This is a genomic window from Sphingomonas sp. BL-S-28, from assembly GCF_055521515.1.
On sequence record NZ_CM145484.1, the window covers coordinates 1,551,961 to 1,570,815 of the forward strand.

Genomic DNA, 18,855 nt, shown 5'->3' on the forward strand with positions numbered 1-18,855 from the left:
CGGGCGGGGGTGGATTCCGGGCTCTCGGGATATCGGGTTGCCGGGGGAGTCCTTTCCGCACGGGCGGGGTGATGAGCGAGGTGGGCGCTTGGTTGAGGGCGATCCCAGCTTTCGCTGGGATGACGGGGAGGGGCTGGGGTGCGGGATGGCGCCGAGGTGCGGTATGGGTCCGGGCTTCGATGACGGGCTTGGCGACGGTGTGGGGCAGGGCGCTTCGGGGGCGTCGGGCGCAAGGGCAAGGGTTGGGGAGCGCGAGGGCGATGGCCCTCGCTTTTCGACTTGTTCTTGTACTGCTGGCGGTGGTGCTGTGGCTCGCCCCCTCCACCATCCTTCGGATGGTCCCCCTCCCCCGGTGGGGGAGGATCTTTCACCTCACAATTCTTGGACGGCGGAGCGGAAGGTTCGGTTTTTGCATCGGCTGGCCGACAAGGGGGACGTGCGGGCGGCGAGTGCGGCGGTGGGGTTGTCTCGGCAGTCGGCCTACATGCTGCGGCGGCGGGACGCTCTGTTTGCGCAGGGGTGGGATGCGGCGCTGGTGTTGGCGCGGCGGCATGTCGAGGAAGTGCTGGCGACGCGGGCGCTCGATGGGGTGGAGGAGGCCGTGTTCTACCACGGCGAGCAGGTGGCGGTGCGGCGGCGGTTCGATGCGCGGCTGTTGCTGGCGCATCTGGCGCGGCTCGACCGGGCGGCGGAGGAGGCCGAGGCGGGCGCTCATGCCCAGCGGTTCGACGAGGTGCTGGCGCTGGTGGCGGGCGAGGTGCCGGAAGAGGTGGCTCTGCTGGAGGGCGAGGATGACGAGGCCGGGCTACCGGCGGACCGGGCGCGCTATGTGGCGGAGCTGGGTGCGGCGATGGCTGGGGCCGAGCGGGAGGCGTGGCTCGATGCGGCGGATGCGGGGGAGGAGGTCGGCGATGCGCCGGCGCTCGATCTGGAGGCGTGTCGGGCGGTGGCGGCGGGCGACTGGGATGCATGGCGGGCCCGCGCCGTCGCGCGCGTGGATGGCCTGTTGGCGGGGGATGGGCCGCCGGTGGAGTTCAAGTCGCTGGGAGGCTGGCCAAATTCCGGGGCCAATTACGAACTGGGGGCGCTGGAGAAAGGGCTGGGTGGTTTTGCGCTGGACCGTGTCAACTGTGTCAACCGCGCGGCGCGGCGGGCGCGCAAAAAAATCGTCCGGGCCGGGAACTCTATGCCGCCGGCGATGTTTGTATCTGTGAAGGCCGGCGCGGTGCTTCCCCCACCCCCCTCCGATACCGCGTCGGCCTAACCTTCTTTCAGATCAGGCAGAACGGGCGATCAATCGTCGTCGCGGACGGCGATATCGACTTTGCCGGAGCCGGCGCGCGAGATGCCGATCTTGTCGGCGGCGGCCTTGCTCAGGTCGATCAGGCGGTTCGAATGGAACGGGCCGCGATCGTTGACGGTGACGATCACCGACTGGCCGTTGGCCGGGTTGGTGACGCGAACCTGCGAGCCGAGCGGCAGGGTGCGGTGCGCGGCGGTAAGCGCGGTCGGGTCGAAACGGTCCCCGCTGGCGGTGCGATTGCCGGCGAGTTCGCGGCCGTAGAAGCTGGCCATGCCGGAACCGATGGTCTCGAATTCCTGCTCTTCGGGCTGGACGGCCTCGATAAGCGGCGTGGCGGGAAGGGCGGCCGGAGCCGGCGTCAGCGCGGCGGGCGGCACCATGGCTACCGGCGCTTCAGCGGCAACGGGCTCGGAGCCCGGCAGTTTGGCCAGTCGCCCCTCGGCAATCGCCGAAGAGGCAGGAGCTGCGATAAGCGCGGCGGTCGCCAGAACGAAGCCGATGCGCTTTGCGCGAGCTTTAGGCGGTTGGTTTTGCTTCCCCGTCATGGGGATGGACTCCTACAGGCAGTTCATCGCCTTGAGGACCCATGGAAAAGCGGCCCGTCGCACTTTGGCAACGGGCCGCCCGATGTTGTTAACGCATTGAAAGGATTCGGATGGCCGAATCCGAAGGTTTTTACTTGGCGTCGCGCTGGGCCAGCAGGCGGAGTCGCAGGGCGTTCAGCTTAATGAAACCGGCCGCGTCCTTCTGGTCGTAGGCGCCGGCATCGTCCTCGAACGTGACGTGACGTTCGGAGTAGAGCGAGTCCGCCGACTTGCGGCCGACGACCGAGGCATTGCCCTTGTAGAGCTTCAGGCGGACGGTGCCGTTGACGCGTTGCTGGCTGTGATCGATGGCGGCCTGCAGCATCTCACGCTCCGGCGCGAACCAGAAGCCGTTGTAGATGAGCTCTGCATACTTCGGCATCAGCTCGTCCTTGAGGTGCGCGGCGCCACGGTCGAGCGTGATCTGCTCGATGCCGCGGTGGGCGCGGGCGTAGATCTCGCCGCCCGGCGTCTCGTACATGCCGCGCGACTTCATGCCGACGAAGCGGTTCTCGACCAGATCGAGGCGGCCGATGCCGTGCTTGCGGCCCAGTTCGTTGAGCGCGGTGAGCAACGAGGCAGGGCTCATCGCGACGCCGTTGAGCGCGACGCCGTCACCCTTCTCGAAGTCGATGGTGATGTATTCCGGCTCGTTCGGCGCGTCTTCCGGGTTGACGGTGCGCGAGTAGACGTAGTCGGGGGTCTCTTCCCACGGATCTTCCAGAACCTTGCCTTCGGACGAGGTGTGGAGGAGGTTCGCGTCGGTCGAGAACGGGCTTTCGCCGCGCTTGTCCTTGGGGACGGGGATCTGGTGCTGCTCTGCCCAGGCGATGAGCGCGGTGCGGCTGGTCAGGTCCCACTCGCGCCAGGGGGCGATGACCTTGATGTTCGGATCGAGCGCATAGGCCGAGAGTTCGAAGCGAACCTGATCGTTGCCCTTGCCGGTGGCGCCATGTGCGACCGCGTCGGCACCGGTCTCGTGCGCGATCTCGATCAGGCGCTTGGAGATCAGCGGGCGGGCGATCGAGGTGCCGAGGAGATAGTCGCCTTCATAGCGGGCATTGGCGCGCATCATCGGGAAGACGAAGTCGCGCACGAATTCCTCGCGCAGGTCGTCGATGTAGATGTTCTCGTCCGGCAGGCCCATCAGCGTGGCCTTGGCGCGGGCGGGTTCGAGTTCTTCACCCTGGCCGAGGTCGGCGGTGAACGTCACGACTTCGCAGTTGTAAGTGACCTGAAGCCACTTGAGGATGACGCTGGTGTCGAGGCCGCCGGAGTAGGCGAGGACGACCTTCTTGATGCTGTCGGACATGGGCGCGGGCTCCGAAGGAATGGGCATAGGATTCGGGACGCGCGCCTATCAGCACGCGCCCCCTTGCGCAATGAAGGAAAGGTGCGCCCCTATTCGCCGAGCAGCGCGGCCTCCGCCACGGCCATGTAGCCACGGGTGAGCGGCAGGGTGCGGCGGTTGCGCGTGTACTGGATCTGGTAGTTGCACATGCCGCCGCTTTCGAAGGCAGCCGTGGCACCCGAAAGGTAGAAGATCCACATGCGGTAGAACCGTTCGTCCATCATCGCGACGATCGCCTGCTTGTTGGCGACGCAGCGCTTGTACCATTCGCGCAGCGTATAGGCGTAGTGGAGGCGCAGGTTCTCGACATCGGTGGCGATCAGGCGGAACTTCTCGCTCGCGGCCACCGTCTCGCTGAGAGCAGGGATATAGCCGCCGGGGAAGATGTACTTGCGGGTGAATGCATCGGTCGCGCCGGGGCCGCCCATGCGGCCGATGGTGTGGAGCAGCATCACGCCATCGTCGGGCAGAAGTTGTCCGCAGGCCTTGAAGAACTGCGCGAACTGGGCCTGTCCCACGTGTTCGAACATGCCCACCGAGACGATGCGGTCAAACTTCTCGCCCCGCGCGGCAAGGTCGCGATAATCGACGAGTTGGAACGTGCACTTGTCCGCTACGCCCGCCTGTTCGGCGCGTTCGCGGGCGAGTTCGAGCTGTTCCTCGCTGAGCGTGATGCCCAGCACGGAAACATTGGCATGCTTGGCGAGGTAGATCGCCATGCCGCCCCACCCGCAGCCGATGTCCAGCACGCGCTGGCCCGGCTCCAACGCCAGCTTTGCGGCGATATGCGCCAGCTTGGCGGTCTGCGCCTGCTCCAGCGTCATGCCTTCCGGATCGGGCCAGTAGGCGCAGGAATACTGCATGTGCTCGATATCGAGGAACAGCTTATAAAGCTCGTTCCCGATGTCGTAGTGGTGGGCGATGTTCTTCTTGGCGCTGGCGGCCTTGTTGATGCCATCCACCAGCGTGACGAGCTTGCCGGTGACTTTCTTCAGCGCCGACTGTTCGTGCAGTTCGCCGCCCTTGTCCCACTTGGAATTGGCGCGCAGCAGCTCGACGAGGCCCATGATATCGTCGTTTTCGACGATGAGCTTGCCATCCATATAGGCTTCCGCCGCACCCAGGCGGGGATCGGTGAGGATCTGCCGTTCGGCCTTGGCATCCATGAAGCGGATGCGGACATCGGGGAAGCCGGCGGTTGCCGTGCCGAAGTGCTTTACGCTGCCATCGGGGCGGGTCAGTTCAAGCGTGCCCTGTCGGACGCCGCGTTCGAGGAAGCGATCGAGAATTCCCATTGCCATCAGCCGTTTGTGAAGGGCGCTTCGGCCCGGAACAAGGAGGTTTCACGTGCGAATACCGCAAGCGAAGGCGAGAAATCCGGCAGTCTTTCTCCTACTGCCGGGCAAGGAACAGCACATCGCGCGGCTGCGCGAGCAGGTGCTGTCCGGAATCGACGAAAAGGGTTTCTCCGCTCGCGAGCCAGCCCTGTCCCAGGAACAGCGCGGCGCCCGCGACATCCGCCGGAGTGGTCTTGCGGTGGAGCAGGTTCAGCCGGTGCGATACTTCGGTCTCCGCCTCGGTCTGGTCATGGCTGGCGAGGATCGCGCCGGGCGCGAGTGCGTAGATCCGGTCTTCCTCCTGCGGGCGCGCCATGGATAGCATGGGCACCGTCGCGGCAAGCGCGTGCTTGCTCATCGTGTAGGAGAAGAAGTCCGGATTGGGATTGAGCAGCTTCTGGTCGGTGACGTGGATCACCCGCCGCCCATGCGTGCTGCGCGCGTGCGCGAGGAAGGCCTGCGCCAGCCTGGCCGGGGTGCCAGCATTCACGCGCATGGCCTTTTCGAACGTCGCCGGTTCCAGATCCTGCGCGGTGTCCAGATCGAACATCCCGGCGCAATTCACCAGCACCCGCCAGTCGGACAAGCGGACGGAGAGCGCCTCCACCATCGCCACGGGCGCGTTCCAGTCGTTCAGCTCGCAACTGACGATCTCCGCGCTGGGCAGTTCGGCGGCGAGCGTTTCGGCCTGTCCGCGTGAGGTTCCGTAATGGATCACCACATGCCAGCCCGCCGCGCCATAGGCACGGGCGATGGCCGCGCCGATCCGCTTGGCGCCGCCGGTGACGAGCATCGCGGGCCGGTCAATCACGCTTTCGCAGCTCCGATGCCGGCAGGTTGACACAGTTGACACGGTTCAGGGGAAGTTCCGCCGGCCTTCCCGACCGGGGCCGAAAGGCACCCGTGCGGGTCGCTTTCCGGATGGGATGGGTAGGGGGGATTCCACGCGAACATCGCCAGCATAGGAGCACAGTCCGGCGCCTTAGGAAAGGCCCCTATCCACCGCGCAATTCATTGATTTTCCGGGGGCGTTGGATAGGCTGCGGGGCATGGCCATTTTCGCTTTCCTTGCCGCGGCGACTGCCGCTGCCGCTGTGCCGCCCGCCCCGGTCGATCCGCTGACGGCGGAGATCGCCGCGATCGATGCCAAAGTCTTCACCGCGTACAATACCTGCGATCTCGACACCTTCGCCCGCTATTTCGACCCGGACGTTGCGTTCTTCCACGATACCGGCGGGGCCACCTTCGATCGCAAGTCCGTGGTCGACAGCACCCGCAAGTACATCTGCGGCAAGGTGCGCCGCGAACTTCTGCCGGGCAGCCTGCATGTCTATCCGATCAAGGATTACGGCGCGATCGAGGAGGGGGAGCACTACTTCTGCGAACGCGCCACCGGGCAGTGCGCGGGGATCGCCAAGTTCGTGATGGTCTGGGCGCGGCGCGAGGATGGATGGCACGCCACGCAAGTGCTCAGCTACGGGCATCGCACCATGACCAAAGCCGAACAGCGGGCGATACCGCAGGCGGATCGATAAACGGGGCGGGTCTATACTGGCCCGCCCGGATTCAGATCGGCAATGAAGTGCAGGTTTTCAACGCCCGCTCGCGCAGTTCGAAGTCACGCGCATAGAAGCGGTGCAGGAAATCCAGCTGGGCCCGGCCCGGCAGGTCGCATGGCGCCTCGCATCGGTTGAACTGGGGCAGATTGTCGAGGTCCACGCGGCCCAGCAGGCGTCCGATCTCGCCAAGACGTTCGTAGGGGAGGAGGCGGTCGATGGCCGGTTGCCCATGGGCATCGAGCAGATACCAGGCCTGCGGCCGGAACACGTGATCGATGTCGAACGGGCTGCGCGCGGATGCCAGATGATCGATGGCATCGTCGATAGAGCGAAAGCGTGCGTAGCGTTCCGCGAAAGGTTGCGAAATCTTGCGATGCCGTGTCCCGCCGGAACGGGCATAGCGATAGGCGGAAAGGAAGCGGTCAACGGGATTACGCACGATCGCAAAGCTGGGCAGCGCCAGCAGGTCCGGCGCGGCGCGGGCGTAGTAGATCGCGGAGGCATGTTTGGTCTGCGCGCCATACAGGCGATCGCTGATCGACGTGCCGGCATTCTTCGGAACGTGGATGAACAGCAGGCCGCTTGCGCGGATGCGGTGCAGCCGCTCGCGCCGTTTGGCATCAAGCCAGGGACGCACGCCAGAGCGGGTCAGCCGCTCGTGCACGTCGCTGACGAGCCGGACGCCGAAAGCGGTCGCGACGATGCGATTCAGGCCGCTCGTTCCGGTGGTCCGGCCAAGGGCGGGATGCGGGAGGACAGTCGCCATGGCGCAAGGCAATGGCGGTTTCATGTGGGGGGCGAATTTCAGGATATTTCAGTTCCCGTCTTCGGCGGTGAATCCGCATTGCGGAAGCGCTGGGCCGGAAAGGAAAAGGGGGCGCACCGGCCTGTGCCGGTACGCCCCCCCAATAATTTAAACGGCCTTTCGGCCGGATCCGTCGTGGATCAGCGGCAGCGCGGGCTGCTGTTGTTGCGGTCGATCGAGCGACCCAGCAGCGCACCGGCGCCGGCGCCCAGAATCGTGCCGGTGGCGCGATCGCCACGCGTGTCGATCGCGCGGCCGACCAGCGCGCCGGCGACGCCGCCGATCAGCAGACCGGTGGTGCCGTTCGACTTCTTGCAGCGGTAACGGCCGTCATTGCCGCGCCAGTAGCGGATGCCGTTGTTGGTGTGGTGGTATTCCGGGCCACGGCCGCGGCCGTGCGCCTCTGCGGTCTCTGCAACGCTCATGCCGACGGGAACGGCAACGGTGGCGATGGCAGCGGCGAACAGGGCTTTACGCAAAATATTTCCTCCTGATTTCATCTCTATTGCGACTTGCCCCCCTCTTTGCTGGCGGCACTTCAACGCACGATGAATGAGGCGTAAGTTTCGGCCCTAAGCGACGGAATGTGCCTCCGCGTCGGTGAACGCCACTTGCTTATAGGTAAGTTTGCGAGGGCGGAGTCGCGTCGGCGTGCAGCGTTCCAATCCCGCGGGCGCGCCTTACAACCGGTGCCGAGATCGTGGAGGAATCGTCAATGTCCGAAGTACCGCCCATCGGCGCATTCGCGATCGTTCCCAGCAATGATTTGCCGAATGCCATTCCTTTCTGGGAGCGTCTGGGCTTTGCTCACACCGGCGGCGACGCGCAGTACCCGATCATGACCGGTTGGGGATGCGAGGTTCACCTGACCCAGGCCGGCACCGGCCCCTGGCGCGTTTCGCCGGAGCACAACCCCTTCGGCGTTTTCATCCGCACACCCGAAGTGGACGCCATCGCCGCGCGCGTGGATGACCTGATCATCCGGCCCGGCGGCGTGTTGCGGCACCGGGAATGGGGGCTCTACGAAGTCGGCATCTCGGGGCCTGACGGGTTGCTGGTGCGGATCGGCTGGCCATCGGCACTGATGCCCGAGTGAGTGGATCGGCAAACGGGCGCGGGGTCGGCGCCACGCGGCGGGGGCTTCGACAAGCTCAGCCTGAGCGGGATTTGATGGCGGCGTAACCAGTCTGTCAGGACTTCGTTCACGCGACACCATTCCTGACTTCCGTGAAATGGGTCCACGGGCGGGAGTCGAACCCGCCGAGACGACTTGAAGCCTCATGCCGCCCACGCCAACCGTGTCAGGACCAGTTGCCGCTTATCAAATAGCGGGAACGGTTCCTATGGCGGCAGAGGCGGAACGACAGCTTTTCAACGCAAGGCGCAGATATTCAGTCGCGGCACGGAACGCATTTCTGTCCCTTCAGCCTCAATAGCCGACCGCGCGCCGTACTTCGCGCTCGTTGCCACGCGCGCCGTGATCGTCGTGCGAACCCGGCCGGCGTTCGAACTTGAACTTGCCGACGGTCGAACTCATCGCGCCGGCCTGTTCGGTCAGCGCGCGGGCGGCGGCGTTGGACTGTTCGACCATGGCGGCGTTCTGCTGGGTGTTGGTGTCCAGCTGCTGGATTTCGCCGCTCAGGCCGCGCATCGTTTCCGCCTGCGTGGCCGAATAGCGCGAGATGTCCTCCGCGCGGGAGGTGGTGTCGGCCAGCTTGGTGATGATCTCATCCAGCGCGGCGCGGGTCTGGGCGACAAGGTCGACGCCTTCGTGCACGTCTTGCGTGGACTTGGTGATCAGGTCCTTGATGTTGTTGGCCGATTCCGTGGTGCGATGGGCCAGCGCGCGCACTTCGGTGGCGACGACCGCGAAGCCTTTCCCAGCCTCGCCCGCGCGTGCGGCCTCCACGCCGGCGTTGAGCGCCAGCAGGTTGGTCTGGAAGGCGATCGCCTCGATCACGTCGATGATGCTGGCGATCTCGGCCGAGCTGGTCTTGATCTTGTCCATCGCCACTACCGCCGATTCCATCACGGTGCCGCCATGGCGCGCATGGTGCGCCACTTCGGACACGCTGGCGTTGACCTGCCCGGCATTGTCCGCCGTGGTGCCGATGGCGCCGGTCACCTCGCGGATACCTTCGGCAACGCGGGCGATGGTGGCGGCCTGGCTTTCGGTGCGGAAGGCCAGATCGTTGGCGGCGGCACTGATTTCCTGCGCGCTGACTTTCACGCTTTCCGAGGAATCGGTGATGTCCAGCACCAGTGCGCCGATGCGGCGGCGCATTTCGTGGAAGTCTATCGCCAGCTTCTCGAAGGCGGGAGGCAGGTTGCCCAGTTCGGCCTGGAGGTTGCCGTGGGCCACTTGCTCCATGGCGCCGCTCATCGCGTCCAGCGCGCGGTCGCGGTCCAGCGCCTCGTGCACGAAGTAGGTGTTCAGGGCGATCTGCATGTCCTGCATGGACGCCTTCACCAGCGTGCCGATCGCGTGGCCCATTCTGCTGCTGGTGAGCGGCGTGACGAGGCGGCCGGTCATCATCGCGGTGATGACCTCTTCCAGCACCATTGCATAGGAGGAGACGTAGTAGTCCGGCGTCAGCCCGACGCGGGCGTGGATTTCGCCGATCTTCTCGCTGCGGGCGCGCGCTTCGCCGTCGAAGCGGTTGGAGAACAGCTTGATCCAGTGTTCGTATTGCGCGCTGGATGCCCGTTCGCGGATCGCGGTGGTGGGCAGCAGGCGGGAGAGTTCGGGCGTCGCCTCGATCCGGGTGTAGAGCTTGGCCAGCGCCTTGCGGGCGTGCTTGCGCATGGCGGCGCAGAGCTTCGGGAAATGCCGGTAGTTCGCCTCGTCCAGCGGGGCGATGTTCACGCGGGGTGCGGCGTTGCTGGCGGATTTGGTGGCGGCAGTGGCGCTCATGTTCGGTCCATCCCATCGGCGGCCCGCCTCTGCGCCGGGCGACGGGGCAGCGGGCCGCAAGTCTCTTGGCGCGGGACGGTTCGCCGCGATGGCAAGCCCCCCGATAGCGGCGGGTTTACCGGTGAGAGACTAAGATGATGAGATGGAACGACTAAGGGCGGGCCCTAGGAAAAGGCCCGCCTGTTTCAGATCAATAGCACTTCAGATCGCCGCGATCGACCTCGCGGCCCAGCAGGCCGCCGGCGACGCCGCCGATGATCGCGCCCAGCGTCTGGTCGCCGCTGCCGGCGATCTGGTGGCCGGCCAGCGCGCCGACGCCGGCGCCGATGATCAGGCCGGTGGTGCCGTTGTCGCGCTTGCAATAATAGCGCCCGTCACGGCCGCGCCAGACGTGGTCGTTGCGGCTGATGCGGGGCGGATTGCGATAGCGGCCGCGGTTATCATAGCGGTAGTCGCGCTGGGGAGGGCGGTGGGAAGAGGCGTTGTAGCCGCCGTGCCGCGGATCGCCGTAACGGCCGTGGGGCGGATCGGCCGCAACGGGGGCGGCCATCGGGAGGATCGCGCTCGCCATGGACAGCGCGAGCAGAAGCTTCTTCATGAATTCTGTCCTTGTTGGAAATCTGTATCTTAGAACGCTAACGGCCGTGATGGACTTAGGCTGCGGAACTCTGGATTAATGGGTGCCGCCTGCCGTGCGGCGAGAGGCGAAGCGCCCTGTGTGCGCGACGAAACGAAGGACTTTGCGATCATGACGTCAATGCTGCTCGATCTTGTCGATGTCTTTCCCGGTGCGGCGCTGCGGGGCAATCCGCTGGCGGTCGTGCGCGGGGGAGAGGGGCTGGATAGCGGGCAGATGCAGGCGCTGACGCGCTGGCTGGGGTTCTCCGAAACGACGTTCCTGCTGCCGCCCACCGATCCGGATGCCGACTATCGCGTGCGCATCTTCTACCCGGCCGGCGAACTGCCGTTCGCCGGGCATCCGACGCTGGGAAGCGCCCATGCTTGGTTGGCGGCCGGCGGCGTGCCGAAAGTGCCGGGCAAGATCGTGCAGGAATGCGGGATCGGGCTGGTGGAAGTGCGCCAGCAGGACGGGATGCTGGCATTCCGCGCACCGCCGCTGCTGCGCGAAGGTCCGCTGGACGACGCCGATCTGGCGGAGACGATCCGGTTGACGGGCGCCGATGCGCAGGCGGTGGTCGCCGCAGTCCATGCCGCCAACGGGCCGGCGTGGAAGCTGCTCCACCTGTCCAGCGCGGAAGCCGTGTTGGCGGCCGAGCCGGTCGCCAAGGCGCCCAAGGGCACCGATGTCGCGCTGCTGGGGCCTTGCGCGCCGGGTGGGCCGGCCCAGTTCGAAGTGCGCGCTTTCTTCGCCGATCCGCAGGGGCGGATGGTGGAGGACCCGGTGACGGGCAGCCTCAACGCGGCGGTGGCGCAGTATCTGTTCGGGACGGGGCTCGCAGAAGGCAGCTATGTCGCCGCGCAGGGGCGCAAGGTGGGCGCGGACGGTCTGGTCCACTGTACCCGCGCGGCCGACGGATCGATATGGATCGCCGGCCGGGTGGATACGGTGTCTTCGGGCGGGGCCCTGAAGGCTTAAGCGGGCTTCTTGGGCAGCGCGATCTCGGCGGTGCCGAGGCACATCTTCACGCCGCGCTGGTTGGTCATCAGATGCTTGACGTGGACGAGGTGGCGCCCTTCGGCATCGACCGATTTTTCGGTCACTTCGGCGGTCTGGATCGTCACGTCGCCGGTCAACGCCGGGCCGCGATAGTTCGAGATGGAGTGGACCAGCATGCCATGCTCGCCCGCCCAGCCGGAGAGGTAGTCGGTCACCCACGAACCCATCGACGCGCCATAGCCATAGCCGCGCGGCATGCCGATGCGGCGGGCGTACTTGGGGAACAGGTGTCCGCGTGAGGGGCCGTAATAGGCGCCGTCGGTCAGGAAGGGATTCTCCTTCATCATGTCCGGATCGTTCTCGTACCCGGCCATCTCGCGCGTGAAGCCCAGCGCCTCCAGATCGTTCTTGCGCAAGTTCATCGTCCCCCATGTGTTGACGATATAGGCGCGCCATTCGGTGGCGAAGCTGGCCAGCGAGTGCGGGCCGAACACGCGTTCCGGAAGCTGATCGCCCACAGCCACGTCATCCCACCAGCGTTCCTTGTGGCCAAGATCGTGCAGCATCTTCACCCAGGCGAAGACGCGCGCCTCGATGTCGGTCACCGCTTCGTCGGTCCACTCGGGATCGTCGAAATCGGCCGGATTGACGTTGGCGCCGCCCGCGTGGGCGTTGTAGCGCAAGGCGGTGGAGCGCTGCGTGGCGATCTTCTCGCCATGCTGGTTGGTGTAGTTGTTATCGCCGCGCTGGAAGCAGGTGGGGCCGAAGCCGGTTTCCTTCACCGCATAGTCGAAGGGGATGCGCGTGTTGGTGATCACGTCGCCCGCCTTGATGCGGGTGTCATGGAACCACCATTCGTCGCCCGCGAACAGCAGGTGCGAATTGGGAATGCAGCCGACGCAGGCCGGGGCGGCGCCGTGCCCGTCGTCGGTGGCGATCGGAAAGCTTTGCGGCGCGACAAGGCCGCCCCAGCGGCTGGCGGCCGCAAAGTCCGGATCGAAATGGACGAGGTTGGGGTAATGCATCGCATGGACCCAGCGGCGGATATCGTTGGCGGCGATGGGCTCGCGCAGCGGCGAGAAATCCATGACTTTGCCGAGGTACTGGTCGATGTCCGAACAGTCGAGCGTGGCGGTTGCGGTAGCGTTCATCGGATGCGTGTCCTTGCGCGGCAATGGGCCGCCGGTGTTGTCTAGGGAAAAGGGTTAGGCAGTGCGGGTGCCGGTGGCGTCCTCGGGCTTGAAGACCGGGATTTCCTCATCGGCTTTCAGCAGGATCAGCGGCAGCACGCGGTCGGTCGACTTCTGGTAGTCGGCATAGAAGGGGTGGCAGTCGATGAAGAAGTCCCACACCTTCTGGCGCTCGGCCCCTTCCGGTTCGCGCCAGGTGCCGCGAAAGGCTTGCGTGGCGATCTGGAATTCGACCTCAGGGTCCGCGACGAGGTTCAGATACCATTGCGGGTGCGTATCGGCGCCGCCCTTGGAGCCGCAGATCACCACTTCGCCGCCGATATCGGCGTAGCAAAGCGGGGTGATAAAGACCTTGCCGCTCTTGCGGCCGGTGTATTTCACCAGACAATGCGTTGCGAACTTGCGCCCGCCGACGGGGGTGATGTCCACGATATGGCCCTGCACGCCGCCCGAGCCCAAATACATCTCGCGATGCTCGGTCACCCAGTCACGCCTGACGGCACTGATGGCCGCTGCGGTTTCGTCGCTCATGCCGCGCTCCTCTCCACGGTTGTTGCTGCGAAAGATCGCGAAGGTTGCGCGGCGGGTCCAGAAACTATGCGCTCTGGCCGGGAAGTATCACCGGGGCGGGTTTTGCCGATCACCGGGCATGGCGAACAGATTTGCCTGACTGCGGTGGCGCCAACTAAGAACCGGGCCTGTCGATTCGATTGTTGGAAATGTGCCCCTCATGCGCCGCTATCTCATCCCAGCCTTCCTCGCGATCATGGCCGTTTCGCTGCCTGCGCGAGCAGAAGACACCGTCAGCATCGACGTCTATGCCATCCCGTCGAAGCCGATCGTCGATGCCGTGGAGCAGGCCAGCGGCAAGCTTGCCGAGCACGGCATGACGTCATTCTACGCGCAGGGCCACGCCGCCCATGTCACGCTATACCTGACGAAATACCCCGCGAGTGTGGAGCCGCAGCTCAAGGTCGCGATCGCCAAGGCCGTGAAGGCGTGCAAGTCCTTCCCCCTGATCGTCGACGGGTCGGAGCGGACCGCGTCCAACTGGCTGTTCCTGCGGGTTACGCGCAGTGCCGCGCTGCAGCGGCTGGCGGATCAGCTCACCCTGACGGCGGAGCCCTTCCGCTCCCACGACATTGCTCCGCCGGCGTGGATGCGCGAATATCCGGCCAAGCTTCCCGCGTTCGAACGCTATGGCTCTCCCAACGTCTTCATGCAGTTCGAACCGCATCTGACGCTGCTGGCGAACGAGACCAATCCCAACCTCGCGGCGGTGATGGCCGAACTGGAGGCAAACCCGCCCAAGGCCGCAGGCACGGTCGAGGGCATTGGCATCGGGATCGTCGATGCCAATGGGCAGGTGGTGAAGACCTTGGCCGAATACCGCTGCGCTTCTTGAGGGCGTCTTGCCCGGCCCATCGGACCTCCGATGAGCCGGGCTAAAACCAACCTCGATCGATCAGGCGTTGAGCTGGCGGATCGGCGTGTTTTCCTGCCAGCCTTCCATCCAGTCCAGCACGTCTTCGTAGGGCATCGGCCGACAGATGCCGTAGCCCTGGCCATTGTAGCAGCCGAGCGAGACCAGCAGGTCGCGGATTTCCTCGTTCTCCACGCCCTCGGCAACGAGCGGGATGCCAAGGCTCTCGCAGAGCACCACCAGGCTGTTGACCAGCGACTGGTCGAAGCGGTTTTCGGTAAAGCGCTGGATGAACGAACGGTCGATCTTGATCTCGCTGATCGCGAAATCGCGCAGATAGCCGAACGAGGTGAAGCCCGCTCCGAAGTCGTCGATGGAGAGGGCGATGCCGTTTTCGCGCAGGCGCTCCACCACGCGGCGTGCCTGTGAGGGGTTGGTGATCAGCGCCGTCTCGGTCAGTTCCAGCGTCACGCGCTTGGGATCGATACGGTGGCAGTTCACCATATCGACCAGATCGTCGACGAAGCTGGGGCGCTCCAGCATCCGCGCGGAAAGGTTGATCGAGATCGAGGCGCCGTCCACTTTGTCCTGAATCTGCGCGAACTGTTCCAGCACCTTGTCGATGCACTGGTGGGTGAAGGTTTCCAGCAGCGGGCTGTGCTCTACCGCGCGGATCAGCTGGTCGGCGGGAATATTGCCGATGCGCGGGTGGTTCCAGCGCACCAGCGCCTCGAACCCGAGCACGCGGCCATCGCGCATATCCACCTTGGGCTGCCAGTGCCACTGCAGCGCGTCGTGCGCGATGGCGCCTTCCAGTTCTTCCAGCATGATCTTGGGATCGACCGGCGGGTGAGAGGGCATGCCCTCCTGATACGTCGCCAGCTTCGCCAGCCCGCGCTTGGCCTCGTACATGGCGTCGTCCGCGGCCGAGAGCAGGCCGGCAGGGGAGAAGCCGCGCTGCGGGCAGAGCGCGATGCCCAGCGAGGCGCCGACATGCATCACGCGGCTTTCGTGGACGATCGGCTGTTCGATCAGGCGCACCAGCTTGGCGGCCAGCGCCGCGGCGTTCTCCTCATCGTCCACGTCCTGCAGCAGCAGGGCGAATTCGTCTCCGCCAAGGCGCGCCACGGTGTCCACCTCGCGCAAGTGGCCGCGCAGGCGGCGCGCGACGGTGGTGAGGACGATGTCGCCCACGGCATGGCCGAAGCTGTCGTTGATCTCCTTGAACCGGTCGAGGTCGATCATCATCACCGCAAAACCGTCCCCGGTGCGGCGGGCGCGGGCGCAGGACTGGCCGAGCCGGTCGAACAACAGCGTGCGGTTGGGCAGGTCGGTCAGCGGATCGTGGAGGCTGCGGTGCGTCAGTTCCTCCTCGGCCCGGCGCAGGTCCTGCCGGTACTTGCGCCAGGCGATCCCTTCCTCGACCGAGGCGGCCACGCGTTCGGGCGAAAGCGCGCGCTTGGTGAGGAATTCGGTCATGCCGGACTTGATGGAATCGGCGGCGATCTGCTCGTCCGAATTGCCGGTGACGGCCACGATCGGGCAGTCGGGATCGACTTCCGCGCGGATCGTCGGCACCAGATCGCGCCCGTCGCCATCGCCCAGGCCGAAGTCCAGGAACACGATGTCGAACTGCGGTTCGGCCAGGCGGATCAGTTGCAGCGCTTCGGCCTGAGAGGCGGCCTCCATCACGTTGATCCGGCGCGGGCAACGTTCCAGCATCCTGATCAGGCGCTCACGGTCGACATCGTCGTCATCGATCACCAGCGCCTGAATGTCGTTCGTGCCGTTGTGCAGGTATTCCATGCGCAATTGTCCTTCGATCGGCACGTTCTGGGGCGGAATGGGCAGTGAGGATGAGGAAGGTTGGTAAGTCATGACAATAGGGCCTCTCGTCAGGGGAGGTTCTGGGTGCAGGCGTATTGGGAAATGAACTGGGCAAGCTGGGAAAACTGCGGGCCGACCGCGGATTTCACCATGTATCCGGCGACATGTTCGTCGTAGGCGCGCGACCGGTCCTGATCGCGCGCGCTCGTGGTCAGGATGAAGACCACGGTGCGCGCCAGTTCGGGATCGGCACGCAGGGCCTGAAGGAATTGGAAACCATCCATGTTAGGCATGTTGAGGTCCAGCAGGACGATCACCGGGGTTTCGACATGCTTCGAAGGGTGCCGTCCGCGCAGGATCAGCAGCGCCTCCGCACCGTCGCCGGCCGTGATTTGCGGGCAGGGCACCTGATGGCGCGCGAAGCTGCGCAGCACGCCTTCCAGCGCGACGTCGTCGTCATCGACCACCAGTACGGAGCAGTTCATGTCCTGCAGGGCCTGCATGGCTGGTCCGGCATCAATCATCGTCCATCTCCTTCAGAAGGACGCGCGGCCAGTGGATTTCGAAGCAGGCGCCGCCCAGATCGCCGGGGGAGCGCACGGTGATCATGCCGCCGTGGGCGTTGATCATGCGGCGGGTGAAGGCGAGGCCGAGGCCTTCGCCGCTGGTGCCGGGAGAGGCGCGGTGGAACAGCTTGAAGATGCGTTCCTCGTTGCCCTTGGCGATGCCCGGCCCGTTATCGTCCACGGTGAACACGGTGTAGCGCCCGTTCTCCCGCACGGAGATGCGGATCCGGCCTTCATCGCCGCCATGGTGCTTGATGGCGTTGCCGATCAGGTTGCGCAGCGATGTGGCCAGCGGTGCGCGCGGGGCGCGGAACGGGCTGCCGCCTTCCTCTATGTCGATATCGACCGTGAAAGTCTCCGGTACCGAGGCCAGGCCCAGCGCCTCGTCCACCAGATCGCAGGGGGTGACCATTTCGGTCTCCCGATCGCGGTTGCCGGCGCGGGCATAGCTCAGCAGGTCGTCGATCATCTGTTCCGCGCGGCTGATGCGCAGGGCGATGCGATCGAAATTGTGCCGGACCTCCGGCGTCATGGCGTCGTCGCCCAGATCCTCGCGGATCCAGGTGACCAGATCGCCGATCCCGCGCAGGGGGGAGCGCAAGTCGTGGCTGGCGACGTACGTGAATTCTTCCAGCTGTGCGTTGGTCTGCTGCAGCGCTTCCTGCCCGCGCTTGCGCACGGTGATGTCGGTAACGATGGCCATGTAGAGCGGCTGGGCCATCGTCTCCAACCGCGTCAGCGCCACTTCCACGGGAACCTCGCGGCCAAGCCGGTGGAGTCCGGTCAGGTCGCGGCCCAGGCCCATCGAACGGGCGACGGGTGAGTGGGTATAGCCGTCGACATGGTGGTGGTGATCGGTGCGATAGCGCGGCGGCAGCAAGACTTCCAGCGAGCGGCCCACCAGTTCCTCGCGAGTATAGCCGAACAGATCCGCCAGCGCCTGGTTGAGCTGAACGATGCGCTGGCGCGCGTCGATCACGATCAGGCCCAGCGGCAGATTCTCGAATATCTGGGAAAAGCGCTTTTCCGCGGTGGCGAGGCGGACCATGCTGCGCACGTGCAGGATCGCCCACTGGTCGAACGCGCCGGTGCAGGGGGCCAGCGTGATCTCGCCGGGCTGTTCCACGCCGTCGATCCGCTTGAAGGTGGTGGCGCGCGTCCACGGCAGCCGCGCTTCGGCAGGCGTGGCGAAGTGCGATTCCAGCATCTGGAGCAGCGCCTCGCCGTCTTCCTGCTCCATCCACAGCGTGACCAGCGACAGGCGCAGGCCCGCCGGATCGGCTTCGCCCACGATAGAGGCGAAAGCGGGATTGGCCCAGGAGATGACGCCGGCACGGTCCACCACGGCAGCGCCGATCGGTGCGTGCTGCAGCGCCGCATGAACTTCAGCAAGGCCATCGACTACGATCGACACGCAACCTCCCAGTACAGAAGCAGGCCGCATCCCCGGAATGGGAAAGGGTCCGGCAGGGCGACCGGGAGGGTCGTTCGCGTTCGTTCAGCGACGCGGGCGGCGAACCTCCTGCGTCATGGTTTGGGGCATGGGGCGTTTGCGGCTTACCAAGGGAGCGTTCCGTCGAACCCCCTAAATGCAAGCGCTTCGCAACGATTGTTTCGTGAAAAGTGCGGGGGCAGCGCCCCGGAGCGTCAATCTCAGATGGCGACGAACTTGCCCGCTTCGCGATCCTTGCGAACTTTCAGACCGTTGAACACCGATCCGCTCATGGTGATCCACACGCCGGGCTGCGCGGCCTGGCAGCAGGCGAAGGCCATGCCCAGATTGAAGGCGGCATCGCTTTCGGCAAAGCGCGCGGGGGCGAGCGCGCCGGTCAGCACCACGGTCTTGCCGTCCAGACCGTCCAGCGCCTTGGCCGTATCGGTCATCGTGTCGGTGCCGTGGGTGACGACCACGTGGCTCTCGGGCGCGGCGGCGATGGTGGCGCGGATCAAGGCGCGATCCTCGTCGGTGAGTTCGAGGCTGTCCTTGCGGAGCAGTTCCACCACGCGGAACGGATGGGCGACGCGCGAGGTCTTGAGCAGCTTTTCGATCACGCTTTCGGCGATCTGGTATTCGCTGAGCGCGTCGAAATACTGCTTGTCGAACGTGCCGCCGGTGGTGACGACGAGGATGGGGGGAAGGGCCTGGGTCATGCCCGCGCCTTTAAACCGGCGACGGGGGAGGGGCAACTGTTGGCGGATATCCGATACCCTCCCCACACACCGTCATCCCCGCGAAGGCGGGGATCCCGCTTGTTCTTTTTCAGCACGCGGAGACGCGGAGACGCGGAGACGCGGAGACGCGGAGACGCGGAGACGCGGAGACGCGAAGGGGCGGATTGCTGCACGGTCTCTCCGTGCCTCCGCGCCTCCGCGTGAAA

19 protein-coding genes are annotated in these 18,855 nt (G+C 65.6%); 5 read left to right on the top strand and 14 right to left on the bottom strand.

What is annotated here, in order from left to right; genetic code table 11:
- The first annotated feature begins 409 nt into the window (after positions 1-409).
- The gene (locus ACZ1JC_RS16095) at positions 410-1,264 is read left to right on the top strand and encodes a hypothetical protein (RefSeq protein WP_465135907.1); all 855 of its coding nucleotides are present in this window, start codon (positions 410-412) and stop codon (positions 1,262-1,264) included.
- Positions 1,265-1,293: 29 nt separating this feature from the next.
- Here ACZ1JC_RS16095 and ACZ1JC_RS16100 read toward each other — a convergent pair whose 3' ends face one another.
- The 4 genes from ACZ1JC_RS16100 to ACZ1JC_RS16115 all read right to left on the bottom strand — a co-directional run bounded on the left by ACZ1JC_RS16100 (position 1,294) and on the right by ACZ1JC_RS16115 (position 5,368).
- Positions 1,294-1,848 carry a septal ring lytic transglycosylase RlpA family protein gene (locus tag ACZ1JC_RS16100; RefSeq protein ID WP_465135906.1) on the bottom strand — a complete coding sequence of 185 codons (555 nt, stop codon included), beginning with the start codon at positions 1,846-1,848 and terminating at the stop codon, positions 1,294-1,296.
- Between the two features lie 130 nt (positions 1,849-1,978).
- On the bottom strand, positions 1,979-3,199 hold the full coding sequence (locus tag ACZ1JC_RS16105) for an argininosuccinate synthase (protein ID WP_465135905.1): 1,221 nt from the start codon (positions 3,197-3,199) through the stop codon (positions 1,979-1,981).
- Positions 3,200-3,288: 89 nt separating this feature from the next.
- Positions 3,289-4,533 (bottom strand): class I SAM-dependent methyltransferase, encoded by a 1,245-nt coding sequence (locus ACZ1JC_RS16110; RefSeq protein ID WP_465138576.1) that lies wholly within the window; start codon positions 4,531-4,533, stop codon positions 3,289-3,291.
- 97 nt (positions 4,534-4,630) lie between these two features.
- Positions 4,631-5,368, bottom strand: coding sequence for an SDR family oxidoreductase (locus ACZ1JC_RS16115; RefSeq protein ID WP_465138575.1), 738 nt, complete (start codon positions 5,366-5,368; stop codon positions 4,631-4,633).
- Between the two features lie 256 nt (positions 5,369-5,624).
- On the opposite strand from ACZ1JC_RS16115, the gene ACZ1JC_RS16120 reads away from it, so the two are divergent.
- Entirely contained in the window at positions 5,625-6,110 is a 486-nt protein-coding gene (locus ACZ1JC_RS16120) for a nuclear transport factor 2 family protein (RefSeq protein WP_465135904.1), read from the top strand.
- A 31-nt stretch (positions 6,111-6,141) separates the two neighbouring features.
- Here ACZ1JC_RS16120 and ACZ1JC_RS16125 read toward each other — a convergent pair whose 3' ends face one another.
- Together ACZ1JC_RS16125 and ACZ1JC_RS16130 are read right to left on the bottom strand one after the other, a co-directional pair.
- The gene (locus tag ACZ1JC_RS16125; RefSeq protein ID WP_465135903.1) at positions 6,142-6,900 is read right to left on the bottom strand and encodes a sulfotransferase family 2 domain-containing protein; all 759 of its coding nucleotides are present in this window, start codon (positions 6,898-6,900) and stop codon (positions 6,142-6,144) included.
- Positions 6,901-7,079: 179 nt separating this feature from the next.
- Complete coding sequence (locus tag ACZ1JC_RS16130; RefSeq protein WP_465135902.1) at positions 7,080-7,418, bottom strand: glycine zipper 2TM domain-containing protein; 339 nt, start codon at positions 7,416-7,418, stop codon at positions 7,080-7,082.
- Positions 7,419-7,654: 236 nt separating this feature from the next.
- On the opposite strand from ACZ1JC_RS16130, the gene ACZ1JC_RS16135 reads away from it, so the two are divergent.
- Positions 7,655-8,035 (top strand): VOC family protein, encoded by a 381-nt coding sequence (locus tag ACZ1JC_RS16135; RefSeq protein WP_465135901.1) that lies wholly within the window; start codon positions 7,655-7,657, stop codon positions 8,033-8,035.
- A 333-nt stretch (positions 8,036-8,368) separates the two neighbouring features.
- Here the strand turns inward: ACZ1JC_RS16135 and ACZ1JC_RS16140 are convergent, their stop codons facing one another.
- Positions 8,369-9,853 carry a methyl-accepting chemotaxis protein gene (locus tag ACZ1JC_RS16140; protein WP_465135900.1) on the bottom strand — a complete coding sequence of 495 codons (1,485 nt, stop codon included), beginning with the start codon at positions 9,851-9,853 and terminating at the stop codon, positions 8,369-8,371.
- Positions 9,854-10,043: 190 nt separating this feature from the next.
- Entirely contained in the window at positions 10,044-10,451 is a 408-nt protein-coding gene (locus ACZ1JC_RS16145) for a glycine zipper 2TM domain-containing protein (RefSeq protein WP_465135899.1), read from the bottom strand.
- A 159-nt stretch (positions 10,452-10,610) separates the two neighbouring features.
- On the opposite strand from ACZ1JC_RS16145, the gene ACZ1JC_RS16150 reads away from it, so the two are divergent.
- Complete coding sequence (locus ACZ1JC_RS16150; RefSeq protein WP_465138574.1) at positions 10,611-11,450, top strand: PhzF family phenazine biosynthesis protein; 840 nt, start codon at positions 10,611-10,613, stop codon at positions 11,448-11,450.
- Here the strand turns inward: ACZ1JC_RS16150 and ACZ1JC_RS16155 are convergent.
- Together ACZ1JC_RS16155 and ACZ1JC_RS16160 are read right to left on the bottom strand one after the other, a co-directional pair.
- Positions 11,447-12,622, bottom strand: a complete 1,176-nt coding sequence (locus ACZ1JC_RS16155) for an FAS1-like dehydratase domain-containing protein (protein WP_465135898.1) — start codon at positions 12,620-12,622, stop codon at positions 11,447-11,449. The genes ACZ1JC_RS16150 and ACZ1JC_RS16155 overlap by 4 nt on opposite strands.
- 54 nt (positions 12,623-12,676) lie before the next feature.
- Positions 12,677-13,192, bottom strand: a complete 516-nt coding sequence (locus ACZ1JC_RS16160; protein WP_465135897.1) for a nitroreductase/quinone reductase family protein — start codon at positions 13,190-13,192, stop codon at positions 12,677-12,679.
- Between the two features lie 199 nt (positions 13,193-13,391).
- Between ACZ1JC_RS16160 and ACZ1JC_RS16165 the strand changes: the two genes are divergently transcribed.
- Positions 13,392-14,066: a 2'-5' RNA ligase family protein gene (locus tag ACZ1JC_RS16165; RefSeq protein ID WP_465135896.1), complete on the top strand. Its 675-nt coding sequence runs from the start codon at positions 13,392-13,394 to the stop codon at positions 14,064-14,066.
- Positions 14,067-14,126: 60 nt separating this feature from the next.
- Here ACZ1JC_RS16165 and ACZ1JC_RS16170 read toward each other — a convergent pair whose 3' ends face one another.
- The 4 genes from ACZ1JC_RS16170 to ACZ1JC_RS16185 form a co-directional block, all read right to left on the bottom strand.
- Complete coding sequence (locus tag ACZ1JC_RS16170; protein WP_465135895.1) at positions 14,127-15,962, bottom strand: putative bifunctional diguanylate cyclase/phosphodiesterase; 1,836 nt, start codon at positions 15,960-15,962, stop codon at positions 14,127-14,129.
- Between the two features lie 17 nt (positions 15,963-15,979).
- Positions 15,980-16,435 (bottom strand): response regulator, encoded by a 456-nt coding sequence (locus ACZ1JC_RS16175; protein WP_465135894.1) that lies wholly within the window; start codon positions 16,433-16,435, stop codon positions 15,980-15,982.
- A complete protein-coding gene (locus ACZ1JC_RS16180; protein ID WP_465135893.1) occupies positions 16,428-17,891 on the bottom strand; it encodes a sensor histidine kinase in 1,464 nt (487 codons plus the stop codon). Before ACZ1JC_RS16180 ends, ACZ1JC_RS16175 begins: the two co-directional genes overlap by 8 nt.
- A gap of 239 nt (positions 17,892-18,130) precedes the next feature.
- A complete protein-coding gene (locus ACZ1JC_RS16185; protein WP_465135892.1) occupies positions 18,131-18,628 on the bottom strand; it encodes an asparaginase domain-containing protein in 498 nt (165 codons plus the stop codon).
- Positions 18,629-18,855 lie beyond the last annotated feature (227 nt).